Here is an 11,749-nt window from a genome sequence, read left to right as displayed (position 1 = left end):
CATGATGACGATGTCCTCTATACGTGGGTTTACTTTAGTAGAATTGATGCTGGTCGTGATTATTGTAGCGATTTTTGCAGTAGTCGCTATTCCATCCTATCAGGCTTATATTCGACGTTCTCATGCAGCAGCAGTTCAGGCAGAAATGCTACGTCTTGCGGATCAATTAGAACATTATAAAAGTCGTAACTTTTCATATCATGGCTTTGATCCTTATTATTTATATGGCAAGACCAGTGGTGTGAGTAGTTTTGAATTTCCTGTACAAGATGATGTAACCAAACGTTATACAATTACTTTGGCAGATGTCAGCAGTGGCAATAACGATGGCAGTTTATTAGCAACGAATAATGATGGTTTGGGGCAAAAGTGGGCGATCAATGCTATTCCTAAAAGTACTCAATATGATGCCATGCTGTTAACCAGTACAGGAGTACGTTGTAAGACAACGTATTATAGTGATGCGGATTTAACAGATATTAGTGCTTATACAGGCTGTGGCAGTAGCACAGCATCTTGGTAAAATGAAGTGGAATTTATTTCAGTATGAAAAAGCAAACAGGCATTACTCTGATTGAACTTATGATTGTTGTTGCAATTATTGGTATTTTGGCAGTAATTGCTTATCCATCTTATACACAATATAAAATCCGAACGAATCGTGCAGATATTCAGACCGAGATGATGAGAATTTCGCAAAGATTACAGAGTTATCATGTAATTAATCATAATTATAGTGATGTGACTTTGGCTACAGCCGGCGCAACTGCTAATTATCCAACAACAGGATCCGCTTTTTATGTACTGGCTTTAAATGTTGATGAAGATAATCAAGGCTATATCCTTACAGCTACACCACAAGCAGGTATTCAAAATGGCAATGGGATTGTTTGCTTAAACCAAGATGGACAAAAATATTGGGCGAAAGGCGCCACTGCTTGTGCGTTATCATCTTCATCAAATTGGGAAGGCAATTAATCCTCATCGGCTTGGGTTTTTTGTTCAAGCCATTCTTTAACATCTTCATTTTGGATACGATCATAAAGCTCTTCAACAGATACGGTTAAACCGACTGATTCAAAGGTGACATCATCACCCAAAAAGTAATAATTTGGTTGCCAACCGTGTGTTCTGCGTAAAACCTGTATTTCTGCTTTATCTTGTTCGATCAAAACGTATTCCAATAATGTTTCAATTGTTAAATAGTTTTTAAGTTTTAGTGTTTTGTCATATTGCTGCGTACTTTTGGATAGGACTTCTACAATCAATATTGGCGTCTGGGTAAAGCTGTCTTGTCCAGACATGTTTGAGCAATCGACCAGTACGTCAGGATAAAAATACTTTGTGCCAATTTTGACTTTCATATCAGAAGTAAAGGGGCGACAAGATTTTCCTTTTAGGTGATTTCCCAGCACAAGTAATATATTGAATGCAAGTGTATTATGATTGGCAGTTGCACCCACCATGGCAAAGACTTCGCCATCAATATATTCATGTTTGAAATCGCTATGTAGCTCGCCAGTAAGGTAGTCTTGTTCTGATATTTTTAAATGTGATGCAAGATTCGCCATAATCGTATCTCAATCATTGAACTGATGCTTCGAGTATAAACATTTATTCTTTCTTTTGTCTAAAATTTAACGTAAAATACCGCCCTCTATGAAAGGGGTTTGAAATGTTGCCGATGGTCGGTGCAGGGATAATCCGTAAAAATTATAAGGTTTTTCTCATGGTAGTTATTCGTTTAACTCGTGGTGGCGCAAAAAAACGTCCATTTTATCAAATCGTTGTAACTGACAGCCGTAATGCACGTGATGGTCGTTTCATCGAACGTATCGGTTTCTTTAACCCGACTGCACAAGGTCAGGCGGAAAAAGTTCGTTTAGATACAGTACGTTTTGATCACTGGGTTGCACAAGGTGCGCAAGCATCTGATCGTGTTGCTGCATTGGCAAAACAAGTTCAAAAAGCAGCTGTTTAATACATGAGTCAGACATCCATGCAGAATGTGCCAGAAGATCGTATTCAGATTGGACAGTTACGTTCGCCGTATGGTTTGAATGGCTGGCTTTGGGTCTACTCCAATACAGATCCAATGAGTAATATGTTTGACTACTTACCTTGGTATATTCAAACCAAGGCAGGCTGGCAAACAGTTGATGTAAAACGCTGGAAATCACAAGGTAAAGGTTTGGTTGTGAGCCTAAAAGGTGTGAATGATCGCACTGCAGCAGAGCAACTCATCGGTGCCGAAATCTGGATTGCGAAATCGCAATTGCCACAAGCAGGAATAGATGAATATTACTGGTCAGACCTGAAAGGTTTAACCGTAATCGGATTGGATGATGCTGAACAGGAAATCAATCTTGGAAAAATTCATGAACTGTTTGAAACTGGAGCCAACGATGTCATGGTGGTACGCGCCACATCTGACAGCGTTGATTCTGAGGAGCGTATGATTCCTTGGCATAAAGAGGTGGTTCAGCGTGTTGATATCGAAAATAATCGCATTTACGTCAATTGGGGCGTAGATTATTAATCAGCCGATTAATTAAGGGAAAGAGGAAGAATCTGCGATGTTTTTTGCAGTTATTACGTTATTTCCCGAAATGTTTGATGCGATTACACACTATGGTATCAGTGGGCGCGCGGCAAAACGTGACATGGTACAAGTAACTTGTATTAATCCACGTGATTTTGCTGAAGGTAACTACAAACGAGTTGACGAACGTCCTTTCGGTGGTGGTCCCGGTATGGTGATGATGGCAGAACCTTTAGCGAAAGCCGTTCATCATGCCAAAAAACTTGCAATGCAAGCAGGCTGTGTTCATGTCCCTGTGGTGTATATGTCACCACAAGGAAAAGCACTTAATGAACCTGCAGTACAAAACTTTCTTGATTATGATGGATTAATTGTACTATGTGGGCGTTATGAAGGTGTTGATGAGCGTTTGATCCAGCAATATGTTGATCAGGAATGGTCAATTGGAGATTATGTCTTATCTGGTGGTGAACTGCCTGCCATGGTGTTACTCGACAGTATCATTCGGCGATTACCGAATGTAATGTCTGATGAACAATCACATGTGCAAGATTCTTTTGTTGATGGTCTTCTGGATTGTCCGCAATATACCAAGCCAGATCATTTTGAGGGTTTGGATGTTCCTGAAGTTTTAAAATCAGGACATCATGCAAATATTGAAAAATGGCGGTTTTTGCAGCGATATCAGCGTACACTTGATCGCCGACCTGAATTGGTGGAAAAGGTGGTGTTGAGCAAGCAGCAAATAAAATGGCTAAAAGATTTGGAAACTGTTAGAAAATTATAATCCTTCTCAATTTCTCCTCATGAGGGGAAGACATTTTCTCTTGATTGCGCTGTTTGGCAAGCAGAGGAGATTGAATGGCAATATTTGATACAGTTTCATTATAGTGTCCCAAATTGCATGTTGTGATTTGGGGGAAATATAAACGGGTTGATATGCGTTTTAGCCTCTATCACCAGCGAAAATTCATCTTTCGCACATTGGAGATTCCCACAATGAGTGGCAAACATCCTTTAATTCAAGTCATTGAAAACGCTCAATTGAAAACTGATATCCCAGCATTTGCTCCAGGTGATACAGTGATTGTTCAAGTGAAAGTTAAAGAAGGTGACCGTGAACGTCTTCAGGCATTTGAAGGTGTGGTTATTGCGAAGAAAAATCGTGGCTTAAACTCTGCTTTTACTGTTCGTAAAATTTCTAGTGGTGTTGGTGTTGAACGTGTATTCCAGACACATTCACCGATTGTTGCTAAAATTGAAGTGAAACGTCGTGGTGATGTTCGCCGTGCGAAACTTTACTATCTACGTGAACGTTCTGGTAAGTCTGCACGTATTCGTGAAAAATTACCTGCTCGTAAAACTGAAGCTTAATTTCGGTTTTACAGTGATAAAATGCGCCGCAATTGTGGCGCATTTTTTTTGAATAATGACTCAAGCATAGATTAGATTATGGCGGCAAAATCATCCAAACGTCAAATTCACGGCGTATTTTTACTCAATAAACCTTTGGGTATTAGTTCTAACGCAGCTTTACAAAAAGTGCGCTGGTTATATCAGGCCAATAAAGCAGGACACACGGGTGCACTGGATCCTTTGGCTACAGGGTTATTACCGATTTGTCTGGGTGAGGCGACTAAATTTTCACATTATTTGTTAGATGCCAATAAACGTTATCAAACGACGATCCAGCTTGGGAATAGTACAACGACAGGTGATGTTGAAGGTGAAATTTTTCAACAAGCATCTATTCCTCCGTTAACAGAAGAATTACTGCAATCCGTATTACGTGGTTTTTTAGGCGAAACAATGCAGATTCCACCTATGTATTCTGCTTTAAAAAAGGATGGTCGTCCTTTATATGAGTTGGCAAGGCAGGGCATAGAGATTGATCGTGCAGCACGACCGATTTATATTCAGCAAATTAATTTAATTGAGCATACAGAAAATAGTTTGACACTGGATATCCTTTGCTCGAAAGGCACTTATATTCGGGTATTGGGTGAAGATATTGCCAAAGCATTGGGAACTTTTGGTCATTTAAGCGCACTACATCGTATTCAGACCGGACATTTTCAGCTTATTCCCGAATATACAATTGAATATCTGGAAAGCTTAAATCGTGAACAACGTGATGCCTTATTATTGCCAGTAATTGCTCCTGTGGCACAATTACCTTGTCTTGAGTTACCAGAACCACGTCTTAAATATTTTTGTAATGGTCAGGAAAGTACGGTCGATCATGCAGCGTGTGATGCTATATTGGTGTTCTTTCAGGGGCGATGTCTGGGATTGGCAAAAATAAATGCACACGGACGATTGATACCACAAAGATTGTTAAATTTATAGAAAATGGATGATGTTGGGGAATTGTGTTGGAACCATTTACAATTGTTGCATTAGTCGGGTTTGCTTTTTTTGCAGGATTAATTGATGCTGCTGTGGGCGGTGGCGGTCTTATTCAGATTCCTGCATTAATGAATTTTTATCCAACGACATCCGCAGCAACAATCTTCGGTACCAATAAACTGGCATCAATTTGTGGTACAGCTTCTGCTGCTTTAAATTATGCTCGCCGTGTGGTGTTTAATTATAAACTGATTGTGATTGTGGCACTTTTTGCTGGAATTTTTTCCTGGATTGGCGCGCATAGTGTCAGTCTGATTCCACAGGATATTTTACGTCCGATTGTTTTGGTGATGTTAATTGCGATAGCCATTTATACCTTTAAACAAAAACAGTTTGGGCAGTTACATCAGCATTTTGTCTGGTCGAAAAAAACTGCAATCCTTGCGATTTTAGGCGCTGCAAGTATCGGTTTTTATGATGGAATTTTTGGTCCCGGCACAGGTAGTTTTTTTATTTTCTTTTTTATTCGCTATTTGAATTTTGATTTTTTAAATGCTTCTGCATTGGCCAAGATTGCCAATCTCACTACTAATATTGCTGCCTTAAGTTTTTTTATTCCTTCAGGGCATATTTTGCTGCAAATTGGTTTAATCATGGCAATGGCCAATATTGTCGGTGCGATTATTGGTGTCAGAATGGCATTCCATTATGGTACAGCTTTTATTCGCAAATTATTTTTGCTGCTATTGGTAATTTTGATCGGACGTTTGGTCTGGCAAACATTTTTAACTTGAATGTATATTTATTCAGGGTTTTAAGACGATTGGTCAATCCTTTTTCATGGAAAAACATAGTATAGTGTTGTTTTGGATTTGATTGATTGGCTTACGATGAAATCACAACGTCAGGAACAATTTAAGGAAAGAGAGCAACAAATTATTGCAGTTGCAGAAACATTATTATTAGAAAACCAGAATTTTACGCTGGATGAAATTGCCAAAGAATTAGATCTGGCAAAGGGAACCTTATATAAACATTTTGCCAGTAAAAATGAACTATTGATGCATCTTGTTATTGATAATGAACAGAAAGTATTGGAGCTTTCGCAGCAATATCATCAGGATATTAATGAATATGTTCCACGTTACATGCTTTACCACCTATTGATGCCGAAAAAAACCATTATTCTGCATCAAATTGAAGAGCAGTTAACCATGACGGCATCTCAGACCAGTTTGGATTTTGAACACTTGTATCAAATTCGCCAACAACGTATTTTGGCGATTAGAGATATGGTTGAAGCATATTTAAAGCAAGTAAATTATGATATTTCTATTCGTGATTATTCATCCTATGTCTGGTCATTGACTTTTGGCGCTTGTTTATTGTTGAATTCTAGTTATTATCAGCGTTCAATTGGTTCGCGAAAAAAACTCATTAATTTATATATCAATCAAGCATTAATTTTTCCAAAAATACAAATTAATACAGATAATTTCTGGGATAGTGAAACACTGTAATTTCAAAAGTTAATAATATCCGTTCCTGTACACTAAAAAACGAAATATGGGCAATATCATATTCAGGTTTTTTGTCGTGTACAGGGATATTTTTTAATGAAGTATAAAACTTGAATTAAATGAAGATTTACGCTCTATATTTTTTATTACATACTGCTCAAACTGGTTTAATAAAGTATTTGGTTCACTATTAGTTTTATACATACCAAATGTCATATCATCAAGCAGAGGTAAACTGTCCAGCTTTAGCACCTGAATGTCCTCAGGTACAGATAATAAAGCACGTAAACTAATCCCTATCCCTGCACGTAATGCTGCCCATAATGCATGTACAGAATTACATTCATATGCGATATGCCACTGTAAACCCTGTTGATCCAACTTTTTTATTGCCATTTCCCGTAATAGACATGGGTGTTGTAAAGTTACCAGTGGAATGGATTGTCGTTTTTCTAACAGCATCTCAATGTGTGATGCTTCACAATATAGCCATTGTGTTTGCATCGTCGTAAGTGGCGTAAAGTATTCTTGCTGCTGTGACTGACTCCATATGAGTGCCAGATCTAATTCATGCCGTTGTATTTTTTCAATTAATCGCTGATTGCGGTCAACTTCAATCTGAAATTGTATATTTGGATGAAGCTGTATAAATCTGGCAATTAAAGCTTGTAAAATACTTTCGCCAAAATCTTCTTGTAAGCCAAAGCGAATTTTTCCGTATTGCTGATTTTGGTTTAATGTCACAAGAATTTGATCATTAAGTTTTAACATTTGTTTTACTGTACTTAATAAAACTTCACCATATGCAGTTAATACCAAACCCCGACCACTTTTACGTAATAATTGACACTGGGTTTGTTGTTCAAGTTTCTTTAATTGAGCACTAATTGCAGCCGGAGAACGACATAACTGTTGTGCAGCAAGTTGGAAACTGCCTAACTCAATCCCTTTTACAAAAGCACGTAAGGCATCTAAGTCTAAATTTGTTGGAATTTTATTTAAATTATTCATGATTTCCGAACTATATATAAAAAATATTTTGATTTTTAAAACTATAGCAAACTGTAATACTGTATTCAACAATCTTGATGAGTCCTAATAGATGTTTAGAAAAATTGATATTTCCAATCTATCTCAGATTTCACCCAAAATTTATGATCTCAGTAAAAACATATTATTTGCTGACATCTGGCAAAGAGAGCAACTTGACATCAAAACACGCTGCCTTATCACCATTACCACATTGATTATTCTAGGTCGCTATTCGCAACTGCAATGGCATATTGAAAATGCACTTAAGCAAGGTGTTAATAAAGAACAAATTCTGGAGTTAAGCACCCATCTTGTCTTTTATGTCGGATTACCTACCGTTATTTCTGCCCTTGAACATATGCCAGAGGAGATTTGGTCATGCCCATGATTCGCTTTAGCACAGCCTATACTTATACAGCAAAAGAAAAACAACAGATTTCTAAAATCGTTCAGGTTTGTATGGAAACTTACTTTGATACGTCAAAAAATGATTGTTTTCATATTTTTGAACAATTATGTCATGAGCAGATTATTGTTGATCCAAATTATTGGGTAGAAGCTCCCAGAACTGAAAAATTTCTTTTACTTTATATTACCTCAGGAAAACCGAGAACCGCCGATCAAAAACTAAAATTAATGCAAAATGTCAGCTCACAATTGCAGCATACATTTAATATTCCTGATCAGGATATTATGTTTGTGATTGTTTCAAATACAGCCGAAGATTGGTGCTTTGGTCACGCAAAACGAGCAGATCTTTATATACAACAAAATCTTTAAAACATCACAAGGATGATCAACGATAATCGCAAAAACCTGAACTAAAGCCATTTACTTGCTATCATGGCTCGTTCAGGTTTGAATATAAATATGATTTAGCTTCGTTCTAAATACTGAATCAAGTTGAATATGACGAATCCGATTTTTAGAAAAGTGTCGTTTACAGAAAATAGCGTTACATAATATTGCGTGGTATTTATAAATTTATTTTGAATTTTAAATTAAAACTACATAACTCTTTATTATAAACTGATTAAATCATGGACATAAATACAATGAAGATAAAATCAACGTATTTATATCCATGCATAAGGTTTAACCTGCAAAAATTAATTATTCTTTAGGTAGGTGCTGAATATCTAGTGTAAATATTGGTTCAGATTGTTGGTCATTAAACAATAAGGCATGATCATCCAGATCCAGCATGTAAAAATGTCCTTGGTCAGTCAGAAAATGCCATGAGATATGTTGTTGACCTTGATATTGAAAATTCGGATCTCCTGCCGTAATTCGATCCAATTGTAAATTTGCTGCTTCACATAAGGCATCAACTACATGATAATATCTAGGTTGATTAGCTTTGGCTGCCTGTATACGTTCTTGTAAATTTGGAATGTTTTTGGCGATTTGATCCAGATACTGCTCTAGTTCTGCTTCAGCAATTGCTTTTAGTAAAGGATGTTGTTTAAGCCATTCTTGATTGAGAGTGGCTAAATTTTCTTGCTCATTCAGGCGATAGAAAGTTTCATCAAAAGCATTCAATGTATCTCGTTGTTGATTCTCACCAAAATATTCTCCTTCTAGAAACTGTTCGAGTTGATCAGGCGTAAATTGATGAAGAATTTCTGAATTTTGTTTAAAAAGTTGTAAGTGTCGATCAGCTCCGATGGCTTGTAAACCATCTTCAATCCATTGAATGATATCTGGATGCCAACCAGTGTTATACACAAATTGTGCAAAGCCACCATTTTCAATTTGTGCCAGATAATAATCAATATAATAACTTTGTAATGCTGCCTGAGGAACTTCTTCTGCTTGAACATAGCGTTCAAACAAGGCATTTAAAATATCAATGTTATTTTCAACAATACAATTGGGTTCAGTCTGATCCAGACTTTCTTGAGTTACGAGAATATGATTAAGTAACATAGATAAATATCGATAAAATTTGTTTAAATTCAGACTAGCAAAACTTATTATTAAAACCTAATTTAATTTGTATTGAATCGCTGTATGTGATGTAAATTTTTTGAAAATGTGGATAACTTGTATGTTATACACAATTTAACATTGGTTTGACAGCGATGAAAAAACAGGTCAGGCTAATCTCCTAGAATTTTGATCCGGCAGTCGTCCTGTGAATAGTCTTGGTCAGCTTTTTCAAAACTTCAAAAATAATTCTCTTTTTATTTATTGTGTTCAAATTTTTATTGTGTTGTCTGGTACGACATTAGGTTTATTTTTTTTAAATTATGAACAATGGATTGTTCCTGTGACTTTGGGAGCAATTGCGGCAGCATTAACAGATTTTGATGATCGTTTAGTGATGCGCTTACGCAACTTGTTATATGTCTGTATTTTATTTTTTGTGGTCAGTAGTATTCTGGAATTTCTGTTTCCATATAAACTTTTGTTTATTTTGTATTTATCTTTAAATAGTGCAGCATTGATTCTGTTGGGTGGTTTGGGGCAGCGTTATGCCACCATTTCTTTTGGTGCAGTGCTATTGTCTATTTATACTATGTTTGGTTTGGGTGAACATCACGTCTGGTACATACAGCCTTTATGTTTTGTCGTTGGGGCAATCTGGTATGGTATTAGTTCAATTATTTTTTATTTGATTAAGCCTACTCAGGCTGTACAGGATAATCTTTGCCAATCTTTTATTGCGATTGCAGATTTATTACGCAGTAAAGCACAATTATTTGATCCGGATCATCGCGATCAGGTCGAGGCTTTGCTTTACGCCATGTCATTAAAAAATGCTACTGTCGTACAAAATTTGAATCAGACTAAAGCGTCTTTATTGACGCGCTTAAAGGCTGCTCGCGCTAATCATAAAATGATTCACTGGCTTAATCTGTATTTTTTTGCACAGGATATACATGAGCAAGCTAGCTCCAATTATTTACATTATGAGCAAATTCAGCAAAATTTTAGTCGCACAGATGTAATTTATCGTATTCAAAAAAATATTCGGCTTTTGGCCTGTGCATGTGAAGATCTAGCACAGAGTATTTTGCAAAATAAGAGTTTTGAAGTGCAGCATGAACTCACAGCGCCATTAGAGAATTTAACACTTTCCATGCAGGATTGGATTAGGCAAAACCCTGATAATCTCGAAGTTAAAAATCTACAATTGATTTTAAATAATCTGAAAAGTTTATATACGGAATTACACAGTTTTCAAAAAAATTCGCCGCCAGTGCAAAACCGTTATCAGCAACATATTGATAACCTTAATTTGCTGGATGATGATATTCAGGGTTGGCATGATTTATGGCTAAAATTAAAACAACATTTGACACCACAATCTGCTTTATTTCGTCATGCAGTACGCATTGCTTTTGTTTTTGCTCTGGGTTACGTCATTTCATTATTACCATTTGCCAGAAATGGTTATTGGATTTTATTAACCAGTTTATTTGTTTGTCAGGTGAGTTATTTTGCGACGAAAAGTCGTCTGATCATGCGCACAGTGGGAACATTACTCGGCGTATTAATTGGTGTTCCTGTGTTGTATTTTATTCCGAGTATTGAAGGACAATTATTATTAACCATTATTTGTGGTGTGTATTTTTTCTATTTGCGTTCCAAAAAATATGCGATTGCCACATTAATGGCAACCTTGATGGTATTACTGATTTTTAATTTAAAAGGTGCAGGCTATAGCATCATTTTTCCAAGAATTATTGACACGCTTTTGGGGTGTTTAATTGCATGGTTTGCCGTCAGTGTGATCTGGCCAGACTGGAATTTTCGTAATATTTCCAGAACGATTAATAAAAGTAGTATGGCAACAATGACTTATTTTTCTGCTGTGGTGCAGCAACACCAGTCTGGTAAAAATAATAGTATGGCATATCGTAAAGCCAGACGGGCAGCACATAATGCTCAAACAGAGCTTTCCAGTATGATTTCCAGTTTAAGCACAGAGCCACATCCGGATCAGCATCTGGTTCATAATGCTTTTCGTTATCTGGTCTATAGTCACAGCCAGCTAAGCTATATTTCTGCATTGGGCAGTCACCGGCAACAGGTAACGGATACAAAGATTTTACAATTGTTACTCTGGACAGAACAGACTTTAAATCAGGCGATGCTGGATGAGCGACATCTATCTGAACGGGAAATTTTTCATCAGTTACAGGAAATTCAGCAATTGAATAGTCAACAACAATTATCAGAACACTGGCAATTGGTACTCAAACAAATTAGTTTACTACTGGAAACTTTGCCTGAACTGTTACGTTTGAAACAACAATTGCTTGCGATAGAGATTAAATAAGTTGATCTCTACCGCCAA

Annotated in this window: 15 protein-coding genes; 12 read left to right on the top strand and 3 right to left on the bottom strand. The window is 36.7% G+C overall.

Annotated features, from left to right (window positions below; genetic code table 11):
- The first annotated feature begins 10 nt into the window (after window positions 1–10).
- Together F4V57_RS12290 and F4V57_RS12285 are read left to right on the top strand one after the other, a co-directional pair.
- A complete protein-coding gene (locus tag F4V57_RS12290) occupies window positions 11–523 on the top strand; it encodes a type IV pilin protein (protein ID WP_070071038.1) in 513 nt (170 codons plus the stop codon).
- 23 nt (window positions 524–546) lie between these two features.
- The gene (locus F4V57_RS12285) at window positions 547–978 is read left to right on the top strand and encodes a type IV pilin protein (RefSeq protein ID WP_070071001.1); all 432 of its coding nucleotides are present in this window, start codon (window positions 547–549) and stop codon (window positions 976–978) included.
- Here F4V57_RS12285 and F4V57_RS12280 read toward each other — a convergent pair.
- Window positions 975–1,571 carry a Uma2 family endonuclease gene (locus F4V57_RS12280; RefSeq protein ID WP_070071000.1) on the bottom strand — a complete coding sequence of 199 codons (597 nt, stop codon included), beginning with the start codon at window positions 1,569–1,571 and terminating at the stop codon, window positions 975–977. The genes F4V57_RS12285 and F4V57_RS12280 overlap by 4 nt on opposite strands.
- A 158-nt stretch (window positions 1,572–1,729) precedes the next feature.
- Between F4V57_RS12280 and rpsP the strand changes: the two genes are divergently transcribed.
- From rpsP to F4V57_RS12245, 7 genes are all read left to right on the top strand, one after another.
- Window positions 1,730–1,981: a 30S ribosomal protein S16 gene (gene rpsP, locus F4V57_RS12275; RefSeq protein ID WP_070071037.1), complete on the top strand. Its 252-nt coding sequence runs from the start codon at window positions 1,730–1,732 to the stop codon at window positions 1,979–1,981.
- 3 nt (window positions 1,982–1,984) lie between these two features.
- Window positions 1,985–2,539, top strand: coding sequence for a ribosome maturation factor RimM (gene rimM, locus F4V57_RS12270; RefSeq protein ID WP_070070999.1), 555 nt, complete (start codon window positions 1,985–1,987; stop codon window positions 2,537–2,539).
- Between the two features lie 37 nt (window positions 2,540–2,576).
- The gene (trmD, locus tag F4V57_RS12265; protein WP_070070998.1) at window positions 2,577–3,329 is read left to right on the top strand and encodes a tRNA (guanosine(37)-N1)-methyltransferase TrmD; all 753 of its coding nucleotides are present in this window, start codon (window positions 2,577–2,579) and stop codon (window positions 3,327–3,329) included.
- A 212-nt stretch (window positions 3,330–3,541) separates the two neighbouring features.
- On the top strand, window positions 3,542–3,916 hold the full coding sequence (rplS, locus tag F4V57_RS12260; protein ID WP_070070997.1) for a 50S ribosomal protein L19: 375 nt from the start codon (window positions 3,542–3,544) through the stop codon (window positions 3,914–3,916).
- A gap of 78 nt (window positions 3,917–3,994) precedes the next feature.
- Window positions 3,995–4,891, top strand: coding sequence for a tRNA pseudouridine(55) synthase TruB (gene truB, locus F4V57_RS12255; RefSeq protein WP_070070996.1), 897 nt, complete (start codon window positions 3,995–3,997; stop codon window positions 4,889–4,891).
- A gap of 26 nt (window positions 4,892–4,917) precedes the next feature.
- A complete protein-coding gene (locus F4V57_RS12250) occupies window positions 4,918–5,685 on the top strand; it encodes a sulfite exporter TauE/SafE family protein (RefSeq protein WP_070071036.1) in 768 nt (255 codons plus the stop codon).
- Between the two features lie 96 nt (window positions 5,686–5,781).
- A complete protein-coding gene (locus F4V57_RS12245; RefSeq protein WP_070070995.1) occupies window positions 5,782–6,411 on the top strand; it encodes a TetR/AcrR family transcriptional regulator in 630 nt (209 codons plus the stop codon).
- Window positions 6,412–6,504: 93 nt separating this feature from the next.
- Here F4V57_RS12245 and F4V57_RS12240 read toward each other — a convergent pair whose 3' ends face one another.
- On the bottom strand, window positions 6,505–7,422 hold the full coding sequence (locus F4V57_RS12240; protein ID WP_070070994.1) for a LysR substrate-binding domain-containing protein: 918 nt from the start codon (window positions 7,420–7,422) through the stop codon (window positions 6,505–6,507).
- 91 nt (window positions 7,423–7,513) lie between these two features.
- On the opposite strand from F4V57_RS12240, the gene F4V57_RS12235 reads away from it, so the two are divergent.
- Window positions 7,514–7,831 carry a carboxymuconolactone decarboxylase family protein gene (locus F4V57_RS12235; protein WP_070070993.1) on the top strand — a complete coding sequence of 106 codons (318 nt, stop codon included), beginning with the start codon at window positions 7,514–7,516 and terminating at the stop codon, window positions 7,829–7,831.
- Window positions 7,822–8,223: a tautomerase family protein gene (locus F4V57_RS12230; RefSeq protein ID WP_070070992.1), complete on the top strand. Its 402-nt coding sequence runs from the start codon at window positions 7,822–7,824 to the stop codon at window positions 8,221–8,223. The genes F4V57_RS12235 and F4V57_RS12230 overlap by 10 nt, the downstream gene beginning before the upstream one ends.
- Window positions 8,224–8,556: 333 nt before the next feature.
- Here F4V57_RS12230 and F4V57_RS12225 read toward each other — a convergent pair whose 3' ends face one another.
- Window positions 8,557–9,372 (bottom strand): DMP19 family protein, encoded by an 816-nt coding sequence (locus F4V57_RS12225; RefSeq protein ID WP_070070991.1) that lies wholly within the window; start codon window positions 9,370–9,372, stop codon window positions 8,557–8,559.
- 208 nt (window positions 9,373–9,580) lie between these two features.
- Between F4V57_RS12225 and yccS the strand changes: the two genes are divergently transcribed.
- Entirely contained in the window at window positions 9,581–11,731 is a 2,151-nt protein-coding gene (gene yccS / locus F4V57_RS12220) for a YccS family putative transporter (RefSeq protein ID WP_070070990.1), read from the top strand.
- The last annotated feature ends 18 nt before the right edge of the window (window positions 11,732–11,749 follow it).

The organism is Acinetobacter qingfengensis (assembly GCF_008693185.1).
GTDB lineage: Bacteria > Pseudomonadota > Gammaproteobacteria > Pseudomonadales > Moraxellaceae > Acinetobacter > Acinetobacter qingfengensis.
The sequence above is the reverse complement of the archived record's forward strand: the minus strand, read 5'-3'. Positions and strand labels throughout refer to the sequence as shown.